This is a genomic window from Burkholderia sp. AU45274, assembly GCF_030482505.1.
GTDB lineage: Bacteria > Pseudomonadota > Gammaproteobacteria > Burkholderiales > Burkholderiaceae > Burkholderia.
This window is the reverse complement of sequence record NZ_JAUJQE010000006.1, coordinates 27,641-49,710: the sequence shown is the minus strand read 5'-3', so window position 1 is coordinate 49,710 and position 22,070 is coordinate 27,641. Positions and strand designations below refer to the sequence as shown.

The 22,070-nt window shown below is 66.3% G+C and carries 22 protein-coding genes; 3 read left to right on the top strand and 19 right to left on the bottom strand.

The features are described 5' to 3' along the window. Positions 1-2: 2 nt before the first annotated feature. The 15 genes from lepA to QZM35_RS22065 form a co-directional block, all read right to left on the bottom strand. Positions 3-1,796: a translation elongation factor 4 gene (gene lepA / locus QZM35_RS22135; protein WP_089424854.1), complete on the bottom strand. Its 1,794-nt coding sequence runs from the start codon at positions 1,794-1,796 to the stop codon at positions 3-5. A gap of 195 nt (positions 1,797-1,991) precedes the next feature. Next, positions 1,992-2,234, bottom strand: a complete 243-nt coding sequence (locus tag QZM35_RS22130) for a glutaredoxin family protein (protein ID WP_089424853.1) — start codon at positions 2,232-2,234, stop codon at positions 1,992-1,994. 7 nt (positions 2,235-2,241) lie between these two features. Beyond that, positions 2,242-3,741, bottom strand: coding sequence for a DegQ family serine endoprotease (locus tag QZM35_RS22125; RefSeq protein WP_089424852.1), 1,500 nt, complete (start codon positions 3,739-3,741; stop codon positions 2,242-2,244). 16 nt (positions 3,742-3,757) lie between these two features. Further along, complete coding sequence (locus QZM35_RS22120; RefSeq protein ID WP_174974916.1) at positions 3,758-4,810, bottom strand: MucB/RseB C-terminal domain-containing protein; 1,053 nt, start codon at positions 4,808-4,810, stop codon at positions 3,758-3,760. Between the two features lie 5 nt (positions 4,811-4,815). Then, positions 4,816-5,433 carry a sigma-E factor negative regulatory protein gene (locus QZM35_RS22115; protein WP_089424851.1) on the bottom strand — a complete coding sequence of 206 codons (618 nt, stop codon included), beginning with the start codon at positions 5,431-5,433 and terminating at the stop codon, positions 4,816-4,818. A gap of 86 nt (positions 5,434-5,519) precedes the next feature. Then, the gene (gene rpoE, locus QZM35_RS22110; protein ID WP_006490873.1) at positions 5,520-6,119 is read right to left on the bottom strand and encodes an RNA polymerase sigma factor RpoE; all 600 of its coding nucleotides are present in this window, start codon (positions 6,117-6,119) and stop codon (positions 5,520-5,522) included. A 91-nt stretch (positions 6,120-6,210) separates the two neighbouring features. Further along, positions 6,211-6,675 (bottom strand): hypothetical protein, encoded by a 465-nt coding sequence (locus QZM35_RS22105; protein ID WP_301776768.1) that lies wholly within the window; start codon positions 6,673-6,675, stop codon positions 6,211-6,213. 12 nt (positions 6,676-6,687) lie between these two features. Continuing rightward, entirely contained in the window at positions 6,688-7,920 is a 1,233-nt protein-coding gene (fabF, locus tag QZM35_RS22100; protein ID WP_089424849.1) for a beta-ketoacyl-ACP synthase II, read from the bottom strand. 164 nt (positions 7,921-8,084) lie between these two features. Beyond that, positions 8,085-8,324, bottom strand: coding sequence for an acyl carrier protein (acpP, locus tag QZM35_RS22095; protein ID WP_004197638.1), 240 nt, complete (start codon positions 8,322-8,324; stop codon positions 8,085-8,087). 144 nt (positions 8,325-8,468) lie between these two features. Beyond that, positions 8,469-9,218, bottom strand: coding sequence for a 3-oxoacyl-ACP reductase FabG (fabG, locus tag QZM35_RS22090; protein ID WP_006476504.1), 750 nt, complete (start codon positions 9,216-9,218; stop codon positions 8,469-8,471). 36 nt (positions 9,219-9,254) lie between these two features. Further along, entirely contained in the window at positions 9,255-10,187 is a 933-nt protein-coding gene (gene fabD / locus QZM35_RS22085; RefSeq protein WP_059695440.1) for an ACP S-malonyltransferase, read from the bottom strand. 83 nt (positions 10,188-10,270) lie between these two features. Beyond that, complete coding sequence (locus QZM35_RS22080; RefSeq protein WP_027788011.1) at positions 10,271-11,260, bottom strand: beta-ketoacyl-ACP synthase III; 990 nt, start codon at positions 11,258-11,260, stop codon at positions 10,271-10,273. Next, on the bottom strand, positions 11,261-12,367 hold the full coding sequence (gene plsX, locus QZM35_RS22075; protein ID WP_089424847.1) for a phosphate acyltransferase PlsX: 1,107 nt from the start codon (positions 12,365-12,367) through the stop codon (positions 11,261-11,263). Positions 12,368-12,496: 129 nt separating this feature from the next. After that, a complete protein-coding gene (gene rpmF / locus QZM35_RS22070) occupies positions 12,497-12,676 on the bottom strand; it encodes a 50S ribosomal protein L32 (protein WP_006051932.1) in 180 nt (59 codons plus the stop codon). 98 nt (positions 12,677-12,774) lie between these two features. Beyond that, on the bottom strand, positions 12,775-13,410 hold the full coding sequence (locus tag QZM35_RS22065) for a DUF177 domain-containing protein (RefSeq protein WP_301776767.1): 636 nt from the start codon (positions 13,408-13,410) through the stop codon (positions 12,775-12,777). A gap of 229 nt (positions 13,411-13,639) precedes the next feature. Between QZM35_RS22065 and QZM35_RS22060 the strand changes: the two genes are divergently transcribed. Next, on the top strand, positions 13,640-14,272 hold the full coding sequence (locus QZM35_RS22060; protein ID WP_089424845.1) for a Maf-like protein: 633 nt from the start codon (positions 13,640-13,642) through the stop codon (positions 14,270-14,272). Further along, a complete protein-coding gene (locus tag QZM35_RS22055; protein ID WP_089424844.1) occupies positions 14,269-14,991 on the top strand; it encodes an SAM-dependent methyltransferase in 723 nt (240 codons plus the stop codon). The genes QZM35_RS22060 and QZM35_RS22055 overlap by 4 nt, the downstream gene beginning before the upstream one ends. Positions 14,992-15,048: 57 nt before the next feature. Here the strand turns inward: QZM35_RS22055 and QZM35_RS22050 are convergent, their stop codons facing one another. From QZM35_RS22050 to QZM35_RS22035, 4 genes are read right to left on the bottom strand one after another with little or no spacing between them, the layout of a single operon-like run. Beyond that, positions 15,049-16,041, bottom strand: coding sequence for a S49 family peptidase (locus tag QZM35_RS22050; protein ID WP_089424843.1), 993 nt, complete (start codon positions 16,039-16,041; stop codon positions 15,049-15,051). 12 nt (positions 16,042-16,053) lie between these two features. Further along, a complete protein-coding gene (locus tag QZM35_RS22045) occupies positions 16,054-16,455 on the bottom strand; it encodes a Rieske 2Fe-2S domain-containing protein (RefSeq protein ID WP_089424842.1) in 402 nt (133 codons plus the stop codon). Then, a complete protein-coding gene (locus QZM35_RS22040; protein ID WP_043181953.1) occupies positions 16,452-17,111 on the bottom strand; it encodes an HAD-IA family hydrolase in 660 nt (219 codons plus the stop codon). Before QZM35_RS22040 ends, QZM35_RS22045 begins: the two co-directional genes overlap by 4 nt. 5 nt (positions 17,112-17,116) lie before the next feature. Continuing rightward, the gene (locus QZM35_RS22035) at positions 17,117-18,121 is read right to left on the bottom strand and encodes an RluA family pseudouridine synthase (RefSeq protein WP_089424841.1); all 1,005 of its coding nucleotides are present in this window, start codon (positions 18,119-18,121) and stop codon (positions 17,117-17,119) included. A 725-nt stretch (positions 18,122-18,846) separates the two neighbouring features. On the opposite strand from QZM35_RS22035, the gene QZM35_RS22030 reads away from it, so the two are divergent. Continuing rightward, the gene (locus QZM35_RS22030; protein ID WP_301776766.1) at positions 18,847-21,987 is read left to right on the top strand and encodes an Rne/Rng family ribonuclease; all 3,141 of its coding nucleotides are present in this window, start codon (positions 18,847-18,849) and stop codon (positions 21,985-21,987) included. The last annotated feature ends 83 nt before the right edge of the window (positions 21,988-22,070 follow it).

Here is a 22,070-nt window from a genome sequence, read left to right as displayed (position 1 = left end):
TGTTATTTGTCTTCGACGCGCAAGATCGCAAGGAACGCTTCCTGCGGGATCTCGACCGAACCCACCTGCTTCATTCGTTTCTTGCCTTCCTTCTGCTTTTCGAGCAGCTTCTTCTTTCGCGTGATGTCACCGCCGTAGCACTTCGCGAGCACGTTCTTGCGCAGCGCCTTGATGTTCTCGCGCGCGACGATGTGCGCGCCGATCGCGGCCTGAATCGCCACGTCGTACATCTGGCGCGGGATGATCTCGCGCATCTTCGCGGCCACTTCGCGGCCGCGATATTGCGACTGCGAACGGTGCACGATGACCGACAGCGCATCGACCTTGTCGCCGTTGATCAGCATGTCGACCTTCACGACGTCCGACGAACGGTATTCCTTGAACTCGTAGTCCATCGACGCATAGCCGCGCGACACCGACTTCAGGCGATCGAAAAAGTCGAGCACGATCTCGGCCATCGGGATCTCGTACGTGAGCTGCACCTGGCGGCCGTGATACTGCATGTTGATCTGCGAGCCGCGCTTCTGCTCGCACAGCGTGATCACCGAGCCCACGTAATCCTGCGGCATGTACAGGTTCACGGTGACGATCGGCTCGCGGACTTCGGCGATACGGCCGGGCTCCGGCATCTTCGCCGGGTTCTCGACCTTGATCGTCGAGCCGTCGCTCTGCACGACCTCGTAGACGACCGTCGGTGCGGTCGTGATGAGATCCATGTCGAACTCGCGCTCGAGCCGCTCCTGCACGATTTCCATGTGCAGCAACCCGAGGAAGCCGCAGCGGAAACCGAAGCCGAGCGCCTGCGACACTTCCGGCTCGTACTGCAGCGATGCGTCGTTCAGCTTCAGCTTCTCGAGCGATTCGCGCAGCGCGTCGTACTGGTTCGCCTCGACCGGATACAGCCCCGCGAACACCTGCGGCTTCACTTCCTTGAAGCCCGGCAGCGGCTCGGTGGCGGCCTTGGACACGTGGGTGACGGTATCGCCGACCTTCGCGGCCGTCAGTTCCTTGATGCCCGCGATGATGAAGCCCACCTGCCCCGCCGACAGCGATTCGAGGTTGCGCGACTTCGGCGTGAACACGCCGATGTGCTCGACCGGATACTGCGCGCCGGTCGCCATCATCTTGATCTTGTCCTTCGGGCGCAGCGTGCCGTTGACGATACGCACCAGCATCACGACGCCGACGTAGTTGTCGAACCACGAGTCGATGATGAGCGCCTGCAGCGGCGCGGCCGGGTCGCCCTTCGGCGGCGGCACCTTCGCGATCAGCGACTCGAGCACGTCCTCGACGCCGAGGCCCGTCTTCGCGCTGCAACGCGTCGCGTCGGTCGCGTCGATGCCGATCACGTCCTCGATCTCCTCGATCGCGTTCTCGGGGTTCGCGGCCGGCAGGTCGATCTTGTTCAGCACCGGAACGACCTCGACGCCGAGCTCGATCGCCGTGTAGCAGTTCGCGACGGTTTGCGCCTCGACGCCCTGGCTCGCATCGACGACCAGCAACGCGCCTTCGCACGCGGACAGCGAACGGCTGACTTCGTACGAGAAGTCGACATGCCCCGGCGTGTCGATCAGGTTCAGGTTGTAGACCTTGCCGTCGCGCGCGCGATAGGACAGCGCGGCAGTCTGCGCCTTGATCGTGATGCCGCGCTCGCGCTCGATATCCATCGAGTCGAGCACCTGCGCTTCCATTTCACGGTCGGCGAGGCCGCCGCATACCTGGATGATGCGATCCGCGAGCGTCGACTTGCCATGGTCGATGTGCGCGATGATCGAGAAATTGCGAATATGATCCATTCAGTGCCGATCAAGCGAAAAAGGCGCGCTCGACGACTGCAGAGCACGCCTTGTGTAAGTCGGTGAAAAAACAGCTTATTTTAGCCGAAAAGGCCTTTGCCGGGCGGTATTTCCTACGCCGGGCCGGGCGGTGGTCGCCGGGGGGGGCGCCCGGCGGGCCAAGCCCCGTGCGAAACGACGCGCACCCGCGGCAGGTCAGGCTCGGCGCCGGGCCGCCAGCGCGTCGCGCACCCGCGCGTCGTCGAACCGGTGGCGGCATACCTCCGCCCCGTCCAGCAACAGCACGGGCACGTCCTCGTCGTAGCGGGCGACGAGCGCCGCATCGGTGTCGATGTCGACGTAATCGACCGCGACGCCGAATTCGGCCGCCACCGGCGCCAGTGCGTCGCGCATGTCGTCGCACAGGTGGCACCAGCCGCGGCCGTAAAGCGTGAACATCGGCGCGTTACTTCTGGCGCGGCCGCACGGGCACGAATTGCGTGTTGTCGCCACGCCGCACGAGCACCGCGACCGCCTTCTGCGGATCGAGCTGCGCGGTCACGTCGGCGAACTGCTTCGCGTTCGTGATGTCGGTGTCGCCGACGCGCAGCACGATGTCACCGCGCTGCAGGCCCGCACGGGCGGCCGGGCCGTCGACGCCGTCGATCTGCACGCCGTTCTTCAGCTTCAGCGTCTTCATCTGCTCCGCCGTCAGGTCGCTGACCGTCAGACCGAGCGAATTGGTCTGGCGCGGCTTCTGCGGCGCGTTCTTGCGCTGCTCGGCCTTTGCCGTCGTTTCGGCCGGTGTTTCCGCGATCGTGATCGGCAGATCGCGTGCCTGACCCTTGCGCCATACGCTGACCGTCGCCTTCGTGCCGGGCTTCGTGTCACCGACCATGCGCGGCAGATCCGACGCCGCGTCGACCGAACGACCATTGAACTTCAGGATGATGTCGCCCGGCTGGATACCCGCCTTGTCGGCCGGGCCACCCGGCTCGACGCTGCTGACGAGCGCGCCCTCGGCCTTCGGCAACCCGATCGAATCGGCCACGTCCTTCGTCACCTCGCCGATCGCCACCGCGATCCGGCCGCGCGTGACCTTGCCCGTCGCCTTCAACTGGTCGGCCACGCGCATCGCCTCGTCGATCGGAATCGCGAACGAGATGCCCATGAAGCCGCCGGTACGACTGTAGATCTGCGAGTTGATGCCGATCACCTCGCCCTGCATGTTGATGAGCGGGCCGCCCGAGTTGCCGGGGTTCACGGCAACGTCGGTCTGGATGAACGGCAGGTAGTCACCCGTATTGCGGCTCTTCGAGCTGACGATGCCGGCCGTGACCGTGTTGTCGAGGCCGAACGGCGAACCGATCGCGACGACCCACTCGCCGACGCGCACCTTGTTCGAATCGCCGATCGCGACGACCGGCAGGTTCGACGCCTGGATCTTGACGACCGCGACGTCCGTGCGATCGTCGACGCCGATCAGCTTCGCCTTGAATTCGCGCTTGTCGGTCAGCGTCACGTAGATGGTGTCCGCATCGTCGACGACGTGCGCATTGGTCATCACGTAGCCGTCGGCCGACACGATGAAGCCCGAGCCGACGCCGCGATTCTGTTCGGTGTCGGGCGGATTGTCCGGCGTCGGCGCGTTCTTCGGATTGCCGCCGCCATTGCCGCTACCGTTGCCCGGCGCCTGCGGCAGCGGAATGCCGAAAAAGCGGCGGAAGAATTCCGACATGTCGCCGTTGTCGAAGCCCGGCGGAAGCACGCCGCGCGGGCCGGGTACCGGCACGTTCGCGGTGGTCCGGATGTTCACGACCGCAGGGCCGACCTTTTCGACGAGATCGGCGAAATCGGGAAGGCTGGCAGCGGGAGGCGTGACAGCGACCGCGGTTTGCGGGACGAGCGGCAGGCAGGCACACAGCGCCGCCGCCGCGAGCACTTTGCGCAGCGTGAGTTTCGTCATGTCGGAAGCCGTAGCGTTACTTGGAAGCCTTGTATTCTATGGCAGACGCGAACTGCTGCAACGTAGCCGGCGGCACTTCTCCGAGTACGGTGATCCAGTAGTCGCCACGGCGCTTCACGAGAACGTTCGTTGCACCGGTGCTGCCCGCGCCTTCCTTGCGCGTATTCTTTTCGGCCGGCTCGATGAACACCGAGATCGTCGCGAGACCGTCGGTGAAGACGGCCTGATCGACCGGGATCGGCGGCTCGCCCGCGTCGCGCGCGGCCATCGGCCGGCGCACTTCACGAATCTTCTGGAAACCGGCCACGCTCGGGGCGAGCTGCCAGCCCTGCGCTTCCATGTCGACCGTCGCGACCGGCGGCCGCACGACCGTCCAGCCGTTCAGGTTGCGCATGCCGGCCGCGATCGCGGCCTTGTCGCCGCTTGCGCCGCCCGTCTGCAGTTGCGAGAACGCGATCTGCTCGAGCACGTGATCGTTCGCATCGAGCGTCTGCGAGCGCAGCAGCAGCCCCGTGCGCGCGTCGGCCCACAGCTTGTACGTGAAGCGGTACGCATCCTTCGGCACGAGTTCGACGACCTGCGCGTCGATCCCTGCCACGCGGTCCTTGCCGAGCGACTTCGCGTCGTAGACGGACATCACGTGCTCGCCGCTCGCGCCGAGCAGCGCGGGGAACGAGTCGCGCGTCTGACGGCGCTCGACCACGCACAGCTTGCGCTCGGGCACGAACGTGTACAGCTCGTCGTTATGTCGCAGAAGCCTGCGCGGCTTGCCGTCGAGCGTCTCGATGCGCTCGAACTCGCCGTCGCGGGACGCGACGTGCGCGATGCGCGACGACTGCACATACCCGCCGCGCTGGTAGACGAACGTGCCTTCGTAACTCTGCTGCTGCGCCGCTTGCTGGACACGGTCGAGCCAGTCGGCGGCACCCTTGCGGGTCGCGACGGGATCGTCCGGTTGCTGGGCGCTGGCAGGAAGGGATTGAACGGACAACAGGGCGGCTGCGCAAAGCAGGAGGGCCGGCAGCCGCTTCCATCCGGAGATGGCGTGATTCAACTGCAATGTCCGCATCGGGTTTATTGGCCTGGCGTGGTGGTCACGGCAGCGCGGATCAGCGGCATCGAACCCGTGACGACGGGCTGCTGCGCGAATTGCTGGTGCGCTTCAAGGTATTGGTCGAGGCTGGCGTCGCGAATGATGTTGACGTCCTGCAGGCCCGGCTGGGCCGATGCCTGCGCAACCGTCACGCGCTGCAGGTTGCCGCCTTGCGGCGCACCGGCCGACGCGACCTGGACGGCGCCCGGGGCCCCGGCCGTCTGCATTTGCGGGACGACGATCCACGTCAGCGTGGCCGCCGCGGCAGCAACCGCGAACGCGGGCACGACGCGCCGGCGCAGCGACAGCAGCTTGCGCGCGACGGGCGCGGCCGCCGGCGCGAGCAGGTGCGGCTCGCTTTCGAGCGCAGCCGACATGCGCGCCGTGAACGCCACGCTCAGCGCGGGCGACAGCGCGAGCTCGTCCGAGCGCAGCGCATCGCCGATCAGGTGGTAATGGGCCCACGCAGCGCGATCCGCGCGGTTGAGCTCAGCCAGAAACTGCCCGTTGTCCGGGCCCTCGAACATTTCGCCGTCGACCAGCGCGGAAAGGCGCTCGCCGCGCGAGCACGCTTGCGACTGCGTATTGACCGACCCCATGATGCTCCCCATCTTGCACACCCCGTCGTGACTTCACGACTCTAACCGTAACTAGACCCCGACCCGCGTCGCTCCGCCCATCGCGCTTACCAGCGCTTGCCTTCGGGCGTATCGAGCAGCGGACGCAATTTGGCAGCGATTGCCTCGCGTGCGCGGAAGATCCGCGACCGGACCGTCCCGATCGGACAGCCCATCATTTCCGCGATCTCTTCGTAGCTCAGGCCCTCGATCTCGCGCAGCGTAATTGCCTGGCGCAGTTCTTCGGGCAGCAGAGCCATGGCAGCGTTGACCGTCTCGGCAATCTGCTTGCTCATCAACATCGACTCAGGCGTGTTGATATCCCTTAGTTGGTCTGCGTCGGAGAAAGTTTCCGCTTCCTCCGCATCGGCCTCCGTCGAGGTCGGCGCCCGGCGGCCTTGCGTCGCAAGGTAGTTCTTCGCCGTGTTGACGGCAATTCGGTACAACCACGTATAGAACGCCGACTCGCCGCGGAATTGCGGCAGCGCACGATACGCCTTGATGAACGCGTCCTGGGCCACATCCTCGACCTCGGCGGGATCCCGCACGAGGCGCGAAATCAGCCGAATGATCTTGCGGTGGTATTTGGAGACCAGGAGTTCGAACGCTGCCTTGTCGCCCTTCTGTACGCGCTCGACCAGAGCCTGATCGATTTCTTTTTCACTCACCTGACAAATCCGTTAACTAGGGATGCAACGCGGAGCGCTATTGTAGCGTTCCCGCGCCGGCCGCTGGTTACGGTAGGTAACCGTGCCGCCGTCAAACCCGCCCCGCCGCGCCCGCCGTTCTCGCCAGCACGGACAGCGCGCTGAACGATGCGGCGTCGAGCGCATCGGCCGGAATCAGCAGCGGCCGGGCCCGCCGGGCGCCCTGCCCGACCGACAGCACCAGCAGCAGGCTGCTCCAGTGCGCATGCCCCGTCACGCGGCCGCGTGCCAGCAGGCGCCCGGTGCGGCCAAACGCCGCGATTTCCCCGAATGCGTCGATCTGCAACTCGGCCGGCAGCCGGCGGGCACAGGCCCGCGCAGCGCACACGGCCAGCAGCGCGGCCGTCACGGCTGACACGCCTGCACCGGCGGCCGCGCCCGCGCGCGGCGCCCAGAACAGATAGGCCGACGCGGTAGCCGACGCGACGAACACGGCCAGCACGAAATACGACACGGCCGAGGCCCGCAACGCAAAACGTTGCGGGCGCCCGGCCGGAGCATCGAATGGACTCGTCAAGCGATTACGGCGTCAGACGCGCTTGAACACCAGCGTGCCGTTCGTACCGCCGAAGCCGAAGTTGTTCTTCACGGCAACGTCGATCTTCATGTCACGCGCGGTGTTCGCGCAGTAGTCGAGATCGCACTCCGGGTCCTGGTTGAAGATGTTGATGGTCGGCGGCGACACGTTGTTGTGCAGCGCCAGCACCGTGAACACCGATTCGAGGCCGCCCGCGCCGCCCAGCAGGTGGCCCGTCATCGACTTCGTCGAGTTCACGACGATCTTGTACGCATGCTCGCCGAAGGCCGCCTTCACCGCGTCGGACTCGTTCTTGTCGCCCAGCGGCGTCGACGTGCCGTGCGCGTTCAAGTACTGGACCTCGTCCGCGTTCATGCCGGCGTCGCGCAGTGCCGCGACCATGCAGCGGCGCGGGCCGTCCATGTTCGGCGCGGTCATGTGGTACGCGTCGCCCGTCATGCCGAAGCCCGAGACTTCCGCGTAGATCTTCGCGCCGCGTGCCTTCGCCGCTTCGTACTCCTCGAGCACCATCACGCCGGCACCCTCGCCCAGCACGAAGCCGTCGCGGTCCCTGTCCCACGGACGGGATGCGCTGGCCGGATCGTCGTTGCGGGTCGACAGCGCACGCGCTGCCGCGAAACCGCCGATGCCGAGCGGCGACACCGTCGATTCGGCGCCGCCCGCAACCATCACGTCGGCGTCGCCGGCCTGGATCAGGCGCGCGGCGAGGCCGATGCTGTGCAGGCCGGTCGTGCAGGCCGTCACGGCCGCGAGGTTCGGGCCCTTCAGGCCGAACATGATGCTCAGGTGACCCGAGATCATGTTGATGATCGAACCCGGCACGAAGAATGGCGAAATCCGGCGCGGACCACGATCGACGTAGGTCTGGTGCGTATCTTCGATCATCGGCAGGCCGCCGATGCCGGAACCGACCATCACGCCGATGCGCTCCGCATTGGCTTCGTTCACTTCCAGCCCGCTGTCCTTGATGGCCTGGACGCCGGCGGCGATGCCGTAATGGATGAACGTATCCATGCTCCGGGCTTCCTTCGCCGGGATGTACTCCTCGGCGCTGAAGCCCTTCACTTCGCCCGCGAAATGGCAGGCGAGGTTCGACGCATCGAACTTCGTGACGGTGGCGATACCGGACTTGCCGGCGACGAGATTGGCCCAGCCGTCGGCAACATTATTGCCAACAGGCGAAATCAGCCCCAGGCCTGTAACAACAACACGACGGCGGCTCACGGTAACCTCTTTTCCATTATTGGATGACAAAAACAAAAGCCACAGTGGCCACAGGAACCAGCCCTGCGAGCCCTGTGGCTGTTAGTCCGTCCGGCGCGAAGCCGGCAGGATGGCGCGTCAATCGCGAAGATCGCGGCGACGTGGCGGACAAGCGCGAAAGGCGCTTACGCCTTGACGTTTGCGCGAGCGTAGTCGATCGCTTGCTGAACGGTCGTGATCTTCTCTGCTTCTTCGTCCGGGATTTCCATGCCGAACTCGTCTTCCAGAGCCATCACCAGTTCGACCGTGTCGAGCGAGTCGGCGCCCAGGTCGTTCACGAACGAAGCTTCGTTCTTGATCTCGGCTTCCGCGACGCCCAGTTGTTCAGCGACGATCTTCTTGACACGTTGTTCGATGTTGTCCATTACCCCTCCGAGGGAAAGTTCAGATTTACAAGTGCGCGCATTTTATCAGGTTTGCTGACGCCAAAACGCGCGTTGGCTTGATGGTCGATCAAGCGCCGGTCCGCCTGAAAAACGGGATACGGCGCGGATGGTAAACGAAAATCGTTACGACATGTACATGCCGCCGTTCACGTGCAGCGTCGTACCGGTGATGTAACCGGCTTGCGGCGATGCGAGGAACGCGACGGCATGGGCGATGTCTTCCGGGCTGCCGAGGCGGCCGAGCGGAATCTGGGTCTTGAGCGCGGCCTGCTGTTCTTCCGGCAGCGTCTTCGTCATGTCGGTGTCGATGAAGCCCGGCGCCACGCAGTTCACGGTGATGCCGCGGCTGCCGATTTCACGTGCAAGCGCACGCGTCATGCCCGCCACGCCGGCCTTCGCAGCCGCGTAGTTGACCTGACCCGGGTTGCCGGCCGAGCCGACCACCGACGTGATGTTGATGATGCGGCCGCCACGCGCCTTCATCATCGGGCGCAGCACCGCGCGCGACAGGCGGAACACCGACTTCAGGTTGGTGTCGATCACCGCGTCCCAGTCCTCGTCCTTCATCCGCATCGCGAGCTGGTCCTGCGTGATGCCCGCGTTGTTGACGAGCACGTTCAGCGCGCCGAATTCCTTCACGGTCGCGTCGATCAGCGCCTCGGCGGCTGCCGCGTCGTTGACGTTCAGCACCGCGCCGCGGCCCGTGACGCCCGCCTCCGCGAACGCCGCGGTAATCGCAGCGGCGCCCGATTCGCTCGTCGCCGTGCCGATCACCGTCGCACCCAGGCGCGCGAGCTCGAGCGCGATCGAACGGCCGATGCCGCGCGATGCGCCGGTGACGATCGCAACCTGTTTATCGAGAGTCTTGTCCATGAATCGAATATCCGTCTCTTGAGAAAAGGCGCCGCGTCAGGCGGTCACCAGCTTGAGTGCTTCGTCGAGCGAAGCCGGATCGAATACCGACGCGCCCGTCAGGTTGCCGTCGATGCGCTTCGTCAGGCCGGCGAGCACCTTGCCCGGGCCGCATTCGATCACGTGCGTGACGCCCGTGCCGGCGATGTGCTGCACGCATTCGACCCAGCGCACCGGGCCCGCGGCCTGGCGCACCAGCGCATCCTTGATCGCAGCCGGATCGCTGACCACGGCGACGTCGATGTTGTTGACGACCGGAATTTGCGGCGCCTTGACGTCGACGTTCGCAAGATAGTCGCGCAGTTGGTCCGACGCCGGCTTGAGCAGCGACGAATGGAACGGCGCCGACACCGGCAGCGGCAGTGCGCGCTTCGCGCCCTTCGCCTTCGCGATCTCGCAGGCCTTTTCGACCGCGGCCTTGTTGCCTGCGATAACGACCTGCGCGGGTGCATTGAAGTTCACCGCTTCGACGACGCCCGCTTCCGCGGCTTCGGCGCAGACCGCGCGCACCGTGTCGTCATCGAGGCCCAGGATCGCGGCCATGCCGCCCTGGCCGACCGGCACGGCCGTCTGCATCGCCTGCGCACGGAAGCGCACGAGCGGCACCGCGTCCTTGAACGCGAGCGCGCCGGCAGCGACGAGCGCCGTGTATTCGCCGAGGCTGTGGCCGGCGACGATCGACGGCGCCGGGCCGCCTGCCTGCTGCCACGCGCGATAGCACGCATAGGCTGCGGTCAGCATCACGGGCTGCGTGTTGGTGGTGAGGTTCAGCTCTTCGGCCGGGCCTTCGGCGATCAGCTTGCCGAGATCCTGATTGAGTGCATCGGACGCTTCCTGGAGCGTCTCGCGCACGACGGCCAGATCGGCGAATGCGTTGAGCATGCCGACCGCCTGCGAGCCCTGCCCCGGAAATACGAATGCAAATTTCATATCGTCCCCAATTGAATCGATTCGGACGGCGCGCACGAATGGCGCGCCGATGGGATCCGCGCGCAGCAGTCGCGCACCGCGGATCAGTAGCGGAAGACCGACGCGCCCCAGGTAAAGCCGCCGCCGACGCCTTCGATCAGCACGTGCTGGCCGCGCTGGATGCGGCCGTCGCGCACCGCGGTATCGAGCGCCAGCGGGATCGACGCGGCCGATGTGTTGCCGTGCTGGTCGACCGTCACGACCATGCGCTCCTGCGGCAGGCCGAGCTTGCGGCAGGTGCTGGTCATGATGCGGATGTTGGCCTGGTGCGGAATCAGCCAGTCGATCTGCTCGGGCGCGAGATTCGCCTTCGCGAGCGCCTCGATCGCGACCTTCTCGAGCACGTTGACCGCGAGCTTGAACACGGCCTGCCCGTCCATGTACAGGAACGCGCTGCCTTCGATCACGCCGCGGTTGACGTTGCCCGGCGTGCAGAGGATGTGCGAATAGCTGCCGTCCGCGTGCAGCGCGCTGCCGAGCACGCCCGGCTCTTCCGACGCGGACAGGATCACCGCGCCCGCGCCGTCGCCGAACAGCACGCAGGTCGTGCGGTCCTTGAAGTCGAGAATGCGCGAGAACGTCTCCGCGCCGACGACGAGCGCCGTGCGGTGCTGGCCGCTGCGGATGAAGCTGTCGGCCGTCGCCATCGCGTACGCGAAGCCCGAGCACACGGCCTGCACGTCGAATGCCGCGCCGCCGTTCTTGATGCCGAGCTTGTTCTGCAGCAGGCACGCGGTGCTCGGGAACACGAAATCGGGGGTCGAAGTCGCGACGATGATCAGGTCGATCGACTGCGGATCGATGCCGGCGGCCTCGATCGCGCGACGCGACGCCTCGAGCGCGAGATCGCTGGTCGTGACGTCGGGTGCGGCGAAATGGCGCGCATGGATACCCGTGCGCGCAACGATCCATTCATCGCTCGTCTCGATGCCTTCCTTCGCAAGGCGATCGGTCAACTGCTGGTTCGTGACGCGGTCAGGCGGCAGGTAGCTGCCCGTGCCGAGCACGCGGGAATAGAGAGTCGATTGGGCCATTTATGCTTTAGAGGATTGCGCAGCGGAAGGGTCGGCGTGATGGCCTGCGGCAGGGCTTGCATGGCCCGCACCGCCCGCGTCGTGCTCGCCTTCGCCGAGCGACACTGAATTATCCGCCATCGCGCGCGCGAGGCGCTCCAGCACGCCGTTTTTGACGGCATCATACCCGCGTTTGATCGCCCACTCAAACGCGTAGGCATCGGCCGAACCGTGGCTCTTGATCACGAGGCTTTTCAGCCCCAGCAGCGCCGCGCCGTTGTACTGGCGGTGGTCGACGCGCTTCTTGAAACGCATCAGGACTGGCAGCGCGAGCAGCGCCATCAGCTTCGACATCAGCGAACGGCCGAACTCCTCGCGGATGATGTCCGACAGCATCTGCGCGAGCCCCTCGGACGTCTTCAGCGCGACGTTGCCGACGAAGCCGTCGCACACGATCACGTCGACCGTGCCCTTGTAGATGTCGTTGCCTTCGACGTTGCCGCGGAAATTGAGCGTGCTGGCACGCAGCAGTTCGCCTGCGCGCTTGATCGTCTCGTTGCCCTTGATCACCTCTTCGCCGATGTTCAGCAGGCCGATCGTCGGACGCTCCTTGCCTTCGAGCGCCGCCACGAGTGCGTGCCCCATTTCCGCGAACTGCAGCAGGTGCTGCGGCTCGCAGTCGACGTTCGCGCCGAGGTCCAGCATCATCGTGTAGCCGGTCGGGTTCGGCAGCGCGAACGCGATCGCGGGCCGCTCGATGCCGGGCAGCGTCTTGAGTACGTAACGGGAAACGGCCATCAGCGCGCCGGTATTGCCGGCGGAGATGCAGGCCTGCGCCGCGCCTTCCTTGACGTGGTTGAGTGCGACGCGCATCGAAGAATCCTTCTTCTTGCGCAACGCCACTTCGACAGGGTCGTCCATCGCCACGACTTCGGTGGCGGGAACGATGGTCAGCGCGGGATCGTCGAGGGCTTTCAGCTTTTTCAGCTGAGCGCGGATCGCGCTTTCGATGCCGACGAGCATCAGGTGCGCATCGGGATGCGCGCGGACGAACTTGACTGCCGCGGGAACGGTCACGGACGGGCCGTGGTCGCCTCCCATGCAATCGATTGTGAGCTTTACGGTCATGGAATGCGACGAATTTCAGGCACAAAAAAGCGGCAGTTGAATGCCGCCTTTTTGTTGAGCCAGGAAAGTGTCAAGCGAACCAGTTGTCACGCGAACGGCAAGCGTAGCGCGCAACGCGTGACTTGACGCTTAGTCGTTCTTCGTCTTGACGACTTTCTTGCCGCGGTAGTAGCCGTTCGGGCTGACGTGGTGACGCAGATGCACTTCACCCGTGCTCGGCTCGACTGCCAGCGGCGCTGCCGTCAGGAAATCGTGCGAACGATGCATGCCGCGCTTCGACGGCGACTTCTTGTTTTGCTGGACTGCCATGACTAACTCCTAAATAATTTTCCGGATTCTAACACAGCCCGATCCGGCGCTTAACTACCCTGGCCCAAAGCCTTTACGCCTTCCCGCGCCACAACTGCTTAGTGTTTCTTGGTGCCGTCACCGTCCTTCTTCAGCGCTTGCAGCGCTGCGAACGGATTCGGCCGTTTGCCTTCGTCCCCGGTTTCGTCGGACTCTTCGTCCGCCGCTTCCGCGGGACCGCTCGCACCCGACACGAGGCTTTCGTGAACTGCCGGGCAAACCTCGTGCTTGGGCACGAGCGGCAACGAAAGCAGTAATTCCTCTTCGATCAAGTCGACGAGATCGAACTGGCGTGAGCCCACGATCACATCGGCTTCATCGTCGTCGAGCGGAAATTCTTCAGCTTCTTCTTCGGTCGCGACGATCCGGTACGTCATGTCGACGTCGAACGCCTGGTCGTACGGGGCCATGCAGCGCTGGCACGTGAGCCACGCATGGCCGTGCACCGCAAGTCGCAGATACGGCTGCTGCCCGTCGGCGCCGTCGTCCTGCAATTCCTTCTGGGTGAACCCTTCCGCCTGCCATGTGAAGACCGTGTCGCGATCTGGCGCGTCCGCGGGCACTTCGTTTAACATGCGCGGCAGTTGCGAGAGGCGCACCGCACCAGATGCCTGCCGCCCGCTGCGGGCGAACTCGAACAGGTCGATTGCATGCGGATCAAGCGCCGCAGCCGGTTTGCCAGAAGAAGTATTCATGTGCGCTCCTGCCTACAGGCTGACTTGCGAATCCGGCTTGGTACCGCTCGCGTACGGCTCATCCACGGATGACGTACTTTACTTCCGAAGACCCGGCAGGCGCCACCACACGGAAGCCTGCCGACGAAAAGCGGGAAAGCATACCTGTTTTACCTTTTGCGGTCAATCACTTAAGCTTGCGTCCGCGCAACGCCGCACAACACCTGACGACTCACCGATCCAACCGACCATGCCGGATACCGTTTGCCGCCCGCCGCGGCTGATTCTTGCCTCCAGTTCACGCTACCGCCGCGCGCTCCTCGAGCGCCTCGGCATCCCCTTCGACGTCGTGTCGCCCGACCTCGACGAAACCCCGCACGACGGCGAAACGCCGGCCGCGACCGCCCTGCGGCTCGCCGGCGCGAAAGCGCGCGCCGTCGCCGCGACGATCGACGCGCCCGACGGCGTGCTCGTGATCGGGTCGGATCAGGTCGCGACCTTCGACGGGCTCCAGATCGGCAAGCCCGGCACCCATGAGCGCGCGCTCGCGCAACTCGTGTCGATGCAGGGCCGCGAAGTCGAATTCCACAGCGCGCTGTGCCTGTACGACAGCCGGACGGGTGAAGCGCAGGTCGAGGACATCGTCACGCACGTCCGCTTCCGCTCGCTGCCCGAGGCCGAACTCGATGCGTACCTGCGCGCCGAAACGCCGTACGACGTCGCCGGCAGCGCGAAGTCCGAAGGGCTCGGCATCGCGCTGCTCGACGCGATCGACTCGAATGACCCGACCGCGCTCGTCGGCCTGCCGCTGATCGCGCTCACGCGCATGCTGCGCGCCGCCGACTATCCGTTGTTTGCAACCACCCGTGGAGACCGCGCATGACCGCCGGCACGCTTTACCTCGTCCCGAACACGCTCGGCGAAGGCGACGAATCGATGCTCGCGGCCGTCCTGCCCGCGGCCGTGCAGGCGCGCGCCGGCACGCTCGGCTATTACATCGGCGAGAACGCGAAGACGACGCGTGCATTTCTGAAGAAGATCGGCACGACGCGCCCGATCCAGGAAATCGAGATCAGTGAACTGAACGTCAACACGCCGGCCGGCGCCATCGACCGGCTGCTCGCGCCCGTACTGGCCGGTGCGGACGCCGGCCTCGTGTCCGAAGCCGGCTGCCCGGCCGTCGCCGACCCCGGTGCGTTGCTGGTGCGCCGCGCGCACGAGCGCGGCGTGAAGGTGGTGCCGCTCGTCGGGCCGAGTTCGATCCTGCTCGCCCTGATGGCATCGGGCCTGAATGGCCAGAGCTTCGCATTCAACGGCTACCTGCCGGTCGACGCGGCCGCGCGCGCGAAACGCCTGCGCGAACTCGAACAACTGTCACGCAAGGCGCGCCAGACGCAGATCTTCATCGAAACGCCGTACCGGAATCAGGCGATGCTCGACACGCTCGTCGCGACCTGCGCGCCGTCGACGCAGATCTGCGTCGCGGCCGACCTGACCCTCGCGACCGAGACGATCGCGAGTCGTACCGTCGCGGACTGGAAAAAGGCGCCTGCGCCGAATCTGCACAAGCGCCCTGCGATCTTCCTGCTGCTGGCGAACTGAACGCGGCAGGCGCTCCGCCAGGTGAACGGCGGGGCATCGCGGCCCGCCCGCCTCCGGTCAGCGCAGGCTGACCGACGCGCCGCCGGCCGTCAGCGCCTTCATCGCGGCGCCGCCGACGGCCGCACCGAACTTGCGCGCGACGCGGTTCGTCAGGCTTTCCTTCACCGTATAGTCGACAAGATCCGGCGCCTTCAGCACGTCGCGCGCGACCGTGTCGGTCGTGCCGTAACCGTCCGCCAGCCCGAGCTCGACGCTCTTCTCGCCGGTCCAGAACAGTCCCGAGAACATGTCGGGTGTCTCGTGCAGCCGCTTGCCGCGGCCATCCTTCACGGCCTTGATGAACTGCGCGTGCACCTGGTCGAGCAATGCCTGCGCATGCGCGTCCATCTTCGGCGTTTCCGGCGAGAACGGGTCGTAGAAGCCCTTGTTTTCACCCGACGTATGCAGGCGCCGCTCGACGCCGAGCTTGCCCATCAGCCCGGTAAAGCCGAACCCGTCCATCAGCACGCCGATCGACCCGACGATGCTCGCCTTGTCGACGAAGATCTTGTCGGCCGCGGACGCGATGTAATAGCCGCCCGATGCGCACATGTCGGTCACGACGACATACAACGGCTTGTCCGGATGCTTCGCGCGCAGCCGGCGGATCTCGTCGTAGACCATCCCCGCCTGCACCGGGCTGCCGCCCGGGCTGTTGATCCGCAGCACGACACCGGCCGTGCCGTCGTCGTCGAACGCGGCGTCGAGCGCCGTGTTGATGTCCTCGGCATTTGCGTTGACGCCGGCCGCGATCTCGCCGTCGATCGTCACGAGCGCCGTATGCCGCCCGCTCGACGAGAACTTCGAATCGCTCGAGAAATCGATCAGCGCGAACGCGAACAGCACGAATACGGCGAGGAACGCGAAGCGGAAGAAGATCTTCCAGCGCCGCGCCGCGCGCTGCTCCTTGACGGCCGCGAGCGCGATCCGCTCGAGCGCCGCACGCTCCCAGTTCGGTTCACGGCTATCGGAACGGGGGGAGGAATCAGGGGAATTCGGTTGGTCGGCCATGCAGGGTTGTCGTTAGTCGGTCGTGGCGGGAACAGCGGGACGCAGGTCGGCGTCGGGCACCCAGAATACCGCACGCCCGTCGGACGTGTCGCGCTCGTCGACCTCGACCGGCCGCAGGCGGCCGCCGCGGCACGGGCCGCCGACGCACTTGCCGGTGTTCGGCTCGTAGATCGCGCCATGCGTCGCGCACATCAGGTAGAGGCCCGACGATTCGAAGAACTGCCCTTCGGCCCAGTCGAGCTCCATCGGCACATGCGCGCAGCGATTCAGGTAGCCGTATGCGTGGCCCTCGTAGCGCACGAAGAACACGACGGCCTGCTCGCCGCGCAGCGTCGCATCGACGCGCACGCCGGCGCCGCCGTCGGCCAGCGCATCCGATGCGCACACGCGCACGGCGTCCGGCGCCGCGCTCATGCGTGCTCCCGCAGCCACGCGGCCAGCGCGCCGACGTCCGGCGCGACGAAGCGCGGCGCGAGCGCGGCCAGTGCGTCGGCCGTGTGCGCGCCGTACGCGACGCCGACGCCGGCGGCCCCGGCACTCGCGGCCATCTGCAGGTCGTGGGTCGTGTCGCCGATCATCACGGTGCGCGACAGGTCCTGCCCCAATTCCCGGGACAGTTCGTGCAGCATCGCCGGATGCGGTTTCGAGAAGGTTTCGTCGGCGCAGCGCGTCGCATCGAACAGGCTCGTCAGCTTCGACTGGTCGAGCACGCGGTTCAACCCGACCCGACCCTTGCCGGTTGCAACGGCGAGCAGATAGCCCGTGTCGCGCAACTCGGCCAGCAGTTCGCGCACGCCGGCGAACAACTCGATGCGCTGGTCGTCGAGCAGATAGTGATAGCGGTAGCGCTCGGCGAGCCGCGAATAGTCGGACGGATCGAGGGTCGGAGCCGTAATCTGCAGCGCATCGCGCAAGCCGAGGCCGATCACGTAGCGTGACGCCTCGTCGGACGGCGTGGGCAAGCCGAGATCGCGGCATGCGGCCTGGATGCTGTGCGCGATGTGCGCAGTCGAATCCATCAGCGTGCCGTCCCAGTCGAATACGATCAGGTCAAATTGCTGTCGAGCCATGCAGTTCAGGCGGTATCGCGCAGTGCGCTGAGTTGATCGAGGAAGCGCCGGCATTCGTCCGGCAGCGGCGCATCGAACTGCAGTGCCTCGCCGGTCAGCGGGTGGGCGAGGCGCAGCCGGTACGCATGCAGGAACATCCGTTTCAACGACGGCTGCGCATTCGCGCGCGCCAGCGCCTTGTTCAGTGCGAAATCGCCGTACTTGGCGTCGCCGGCGATCGGCAGGCCGAGATGCGCGAGGTGCACACGGATCTGATGGGTCCGACCCGTTTTGAGTTCCGCCTCGAGAAGCGCGTACTCGGGCCACAGGTCGACGAGGTTGAACACCGTATGCGACGGCAGCCCGTCGTCCTGCACCCGCACGCGGCGCTCCCCTTCCGGGGTCGAATACTTGAACAGCGGCGCCTTCACCGCGCGGCGACGCCCCCAGTCGGACTGCCATTCACCGTGGACGCACGCGAAGTAGCGCTTGTCCATCCTGTTCTCGCGAATCTGTTCGTGCAGGCCCACCAGCGCCGTACGCTTCTTCGCGAGCATCAGGATCCCGGACGTCTCGCGGTCGAGCCGGTGCACGAGTTCGAGGAATTTCGCGCGCGGGCGCGCCTGGCGCATCTGCTCGATCACGCCGAACGCGACGCCGCTGCCGCCGTGGACCGCCACCCCGGCCGGCTTGTTGATGACGAGCATCGCGTCGTCCTCGAACAGCACGTCGAAGTGCGCGGGCGGCACGATGGTGGCTTCGGCACGCGCGAGGTCGGCGGCGGCCACGCGCACGGGCGGCACGCGGACGATGTCGCCGAACGCGAGCCGGTACTGCGCATCGACCCGACCCTTGTTCACGCGCACTTCGCCGCTGCGCAGGATCCGGTAAATATGGCTTTTCGGCACGCCTTTACAGACGCGCAACAGGAAGTTGTCGATACGCTGACCGGCCGAGTTTTCATCGATCTCGATCATCGATACCTGGCCGCTTGCGACCGAATTCTGGGATATTTTGCCTAACTCGTTCATACTGAATATAATTTTGCCCAGCCTGACGTTGCGGGCGGCCTCACCGGCCGGCCCGGACCAACCGGGCAAGGCGCAAGCGCAAACCGTTATTTTACTTGCGCCGGGGGTCTGCTGCTCGCCCCTAATCAAAGAGATGCAGCAAGTTGCACGCACGGCGCCGCCCGTCGGCAAGGATCGCGCCCACAGGCGGATTCGGTCGGCAAGGCGCCGCGGTAACGGAAAGTTGGTTGAAAAGAATTTGATCGGCAGCCCGACGGCGCGAAGTGCGTCCGCGCAGGCTGCCGGTTGCGAAAATTACGGCGTTGCGCCCGATTTGGCTCCGCGAAGCGTGCGGGGCCTGGCGACGTCAAACCAGGGAAGTACACCCCAGGCGGGAAAGTCGGGCTGGATTCGATACTCCCCGCTGCGGCCCGAGCCGCAGCATCTGCCGCCCGTTGGCACGCGCGTCGCATGGCGACGCGCCCCGCGGCAGTGCCCGGCCTCAGGCTTAGCGCGCTTTGACAGCGTGCGGTGTGTGGACGCCGTGCTTTGAAGCCGTGTTCGCAGGTGCCCTATGGCCGCCGGCCCCGTCTTTCGGGCCCAAGCGCCTCTTCAGGCAATTCTCCCCGCCATCGTTCCCGCTCCAGCGTGCTCGTGACAACACAACAAGGTGCGGCCTGCCGTCGTTCCCGCCCTCGCGACTGACAACCGCGAGGCGCCGCCAGCAGAGCCGCCTGGAGTCGTTCATGAAACGCATGCTGTTCAATGCGACGCAGCAGGAGGAGCTGCGCGTCGCCATCGTCGATGGGCAAAAGCTCATCGACATCGACATCGAGACAGCCGGGCGCGAACAGCGCAAAGGCAATATCTATAAAGGTGTCATCACCCGTATCGAGCCGTCGCTCGAAGCGTGCTTCGTCAACTACGGCGAGGACCGCCACGGCTTCCTGCCGTTCAAGGAAGTCGCCCGCCAGTACTTCAAGGAAGGCATCGACATGCGCTCCGCGCGCATCCAGGATGCCCTGCGTGAAGGCCAGGAACTGATCGTCCAGGTCGAGAAGGAAGAGCGCGGCAACAAGGGCGCCGCCCTCACCACGTTCATCTCGCTCGCCGGCCGCTACCTGGTGCTGATGCCGAACAATCCGCGCGGCGGCGGCGTGTCGCGCCGGATCGAAGGCGACGAGCGTCAGGAACTGCGCGAGACGATGGCGCAACTGCTGATCCCGGACGGCATGAGCATGATCGCCCGTACCGCGGGCATCGGCCGCAGCGCCGAGGAACTGCAGTGGGACCTGAACTACCTGCTGCAACTGTGGCGCGCGATCGAAGCGGCGTCGCAAAGCGGCAACCCCGGCCAGCCGATGCTGATCTATCTGGAATCGAGCCTCGTGATCCGCGCGATCCGGGACTATTTCCAGCCCGATATCGGCGAAATCCTGATCGATACGAACGAAATCCACGATCAGGCCCGCGCCTTCATGGACATCGTGATGCCGGACAACGTCGCGAAGGTGAAGCGCTACCACGACGACGTGCCGCTGTTCTCCCGCTTCCAGATCGAACACCAGATCGAAACCGCGTATTCGCGCACGGTACCGCTGCCGTCGGGTGGCGCGATCGTGATCGACCACACCGAAGCGCTCGTCGCGATCGACGTGAACTCGGCGCGTGCGACCAAGGGCGCGGACATCGAGGAAACGGCGACCCGCACGAACCTCGAAGCGGCCGACGAAGTCGCCCGCCAGCTCCGCCTGCGTGACCTCGGCGGCCTGATCGTGATCGATTTCATCGACATGGAATCGGCGAAGAGCCAGCGCGAAGTCGAGCAGCGCCTGAAAGACGCGCTCAAGCATGACCGCGCGCGCGTCCAGATGGGCAAGATCTCCCGCTTCGGCCTGATGGAACTGTCGCGCCAGCGCCTGCGTCCGGCCCTGTCGGAAGGCAGCCACGTGACCTGCCCGCGTTGTAACGGCACCGGTCACATCCGCGATACCGAATCGTCCGCGCTGCAGGTCCTGCGGATCATTCAGGAAGAAGCGATGAAGGAAAACACCGCGGCGATCCACTGCCAGGTGCCGGTCGAGGTGACCGCCTTCCTGCTCAACGAAAAGCGTCAGGAAATCAACAAGATCGAGTCGCGCTTCAAGGTCGGCATCGTGCTGATCCCGAACAAGCACCTCGATACGCCGCACTACAAGCTCGAGCGCCTGCGCCACGACGACGCCCGTCTCGACGACCCGCGCGCGTCCTGGAAGATGGCCGAGGAAGCCGCCCGCGAACTCGAGTCGGAAACTGGCTACAGCAAGCGCGCGGCGGAAGTGAAGCCGAAGCAGGAAGCCGCGGTCAAGGGCATCACGCCCGAGCGTCCGGCCCCGAGCCCGGCACCGCAGCGCCCGGTCGAACCCGTTGCAGCGCCCGCGCCTGTCGCGCCGGCAACCGGCGGCTTCATCGGCTGGCTGAAGGGTCTGTTCGGCGTATCGCCGGCGCCCGCACCCGCACCGGTTGCTCCGGCCCCGGCGAAGGAGCAGGCAGCCCGTCCGGCTCGCGGCGAACGCGCCGAGAAGTCCGAGCAACGCGGCGAACGCGGTGGCGATCGCAACCGCAACCGTCGCGGCGGCGCCCAGCAGGCGCAAGGCGGCCGCGACCAGGTCGCGGCAGGCCGTGGCCAGCCGCAACGCCAGGAGCGCGAAGGCAAGGAAGTGCGCGAACCGCGTGAGGCTCGTGAGCCGCGTGAAGGCCGCGAACCGCGCGAGGGTCGTGAACCGCGTGAAGGTCGCGAGAACCGCGAAGGTCGCGAGGGCCGCAGCCCGCGCGAAGGCCGCGAGCCGCGTGAAAGCCGTGAGCCGCGCGAACCGCGTGAGAACCGCGAACCGCGTGAACCGCGCGAGCGTGTCGAGCAGCCGGAAGGCGTTGAAGCTGCGGGTCGTGGCGAGCGCCAGGAACGTCGCGAGCGCCGCAAGCCGACTCAGCATGCGGCCACGCTGGAAACCGTCACCCGCGGCGAAACCCATCCGGACGCGGAAGCCGACAAGGCCGTCGCGGAAGCCCTGCCCGGCGCCGAGCTGGCAGCCGATGCGGAAGCCGGCGCGCGTGATGGCGAGGAACGTCGCCGTCGCCGTCGCGGCCGCCGCGGCGGTCGTCGCGAGCGCGAGGAAGACGGCGCAGTCGTCGACCACGCCGAGCAAGGTGCAGAAGGCGAAGTGACGGTGCAAGCCGTGACGCCGGAAGCACCGGCTGCTGCCGAACCGGCCCACCCGGCCGCACCGGCAGTCGTCGTGGCAGCCGCCGCGGCAAGCGCCGTCGTCGCCGAAGCCGTGGTCGAGCACCATGCCGAACCGGCAGCAGCGGCCGCTGTCGAGCCGCAGCCGGCACCGGTACACGTCGAGGCAGCACCGGTCGAAGCAGCCGTGGTCGCCCAGGCAGCAGAACCGGTACCGGTCGCACCGGCCGTCGATACGGAAGCCGGTCCGGCTCCGGTCGCGGTTTCGCCGACCGACGCGTTCGAAGTGCCGGCAGCGCCCGTCGCCGTCGAGGCGCCTCAGCAGGCCCCCGTCGAGCAAGCCGCACCGGCCGTGACGACCGAAGCCGCTCCGGTGGTTGCGGAGCCGGCCCATGTCGAAGCCGCGCCGGTCGAGGCCGTCGCCGCACCGGCACCGGCACCGACTCCGGCCCCCGCCCAACCGGCAGCCGCGCCCGCTTCGACGAGCCTGGATACCGTGCTGGAGCAGGCTGGTCTCGTCTGGGTGAACACGGACGCCGGCAAGTTCGCCGCTGCGCAGGAAGCCGCGTCGCGCCTCCCGCGTCCGGCTCGCGTGCCGCGCGAACGCAAGGCGCTGCCGCCGGTCGATACGGCCCCGATGCAGCAGGTCGAAACGACGCATCACTGATCGACGTATCGTCCGACCAGGAAAAGCCCGCCTCCGGCGGGCTTTTTCATGTCCGCGCTGCGGGTTTCCGCCCACCGGACCGA

Bases quoted from the DNA above. Each gene is read 5' to 3' on its own strand.
- lepA (WP_089424854.1), bottom strand. From the start codon at position 1,796: ATGGATCATATTCGCAATTTCTCGATCATCGCGCACATCGACCATGGC.
- QZM35_RS22130 (WP_089424853.1), bottom strand. From the start codon at position 2,234: ATGTTCACGCTTTACGGCCGCGGCTGGTGCCACCTGTGCGACGACATG.
- QZM35_RS22125 (WP_089424852.1), bottom strand. From the start codon at position 3,741: ATGACGAAACTCACGCTGCGCAAAGTGCTCGCGGCGGCGGCGCTGTGT.
- QZM35_RS22120 (WP_174974916.1), bottom strand. From the start codon at position 4,810: ATGCGGACATTGCAGTTGAATCACGCCATCTCCGGATGGAAGCGGCTG.
- QZM35_RS22115 (WP_089424851.1), bottom strand. From the start codon at position 5,433: ATGGGGTCGGTCAATACGCAGTCGCAAGCGTGCTCGCGCGGCGAGCGC.
- acpP (WP_004197638.1), bottom strand. From the start codon at position 8,324: ATGGACAACATCGAACAACGTGTCAAGAAGATCGTCGCTGAACAACTG.
- fabG (WP_006476504.1), bottom strand. From the start codon at position 9,218: ATGGACAAGACTCTCGATAAACAGGTTGCGATCGTCACCGGCGCATCG.
- fabD (WP_059695440.1), bottom strand. From the start codon at position 10,187: ATGAAATTTGCATTCGTATTTCCGGGGCAGGGCTCGCAGGCGGTCGGC.
- QZM35_RS22080 (WP_027788011.1), bottom strand. From the start codon at position 11,260: ATGGCCCAATCGACTCTCTATTCCCGCGTGCTCGGCACGGGCAGCTAC.
- plsX (WP_089424847.1), bottom strand. From the start codon at position 12,367: ATGACCGTAAAGCTCACAATCGATTGCATGGGAGGCGACCACGGCCCG.
- rpmF (WP_006051932.1), bottom strand. From the start codon at position 12,676: ATGGCAGTCCAGCAAAACAAGAAGTCGCCGTCGAAGCGCGGCATGCAT.
- QZM35_RS22065 (WP_301776767.1), bottom strand. From the start codon at position 13,410: ATGAATACTTCTTCTGGCAAACCGGCTGCGGCGCTTGATCCGCATGCA.
- QZM35_RS22060 (WP_089424845.1), top strand. From the start codon at position 13,640: ATGCCGGATACCGTTTGCCGCCCGCCGCGGCTGATTCTTGCCTCCAGT.
- QZM35_RS22055 (WP_089424844.1), top strand. From the start codon at position 14,269: ATGACCGCCGGCACGCTTTACCTCGTCCCGAACACGCTCGGCGAAGGC.
- QZM35_RS22050 (WP_089424843.1), bottom strand. From the start codon at position 16,041: ATGGCCGACCAACCGAATTCCCCTGATTCCTCCCCCCGTTCCGATAGC.
- QZM35_RS22045 (WP_089424842.1), bottom strand. From the start codon at position 16,455: ATGAGCGCGGCGCCGGACGCCGTGCGCGTGTGCGCATCGGATGCGCTG.
- QZM35_RS22040 (WP_043181953.1), bottom strand. From the start codon at position 17,111: ATGGCTCGACAGCAATTTGACCTGATCGTATTCGACTGGGACGGCACG.
- QZM35_RS22035 (WP_089424841.1), bottom strand. From the start codon at position 18,121: ATGAACGAGTTAGGCAAAATATCCCAGAATTCGGTCGCAAGCGGCCAG.
- QZM35_RS22030 (WP_301776766.1), top strand. From the start codon at position 18,847: ATGAAACGCATGCTGTTCAATGCGACGCAGCAGGAGGAGCTGCGCGTC.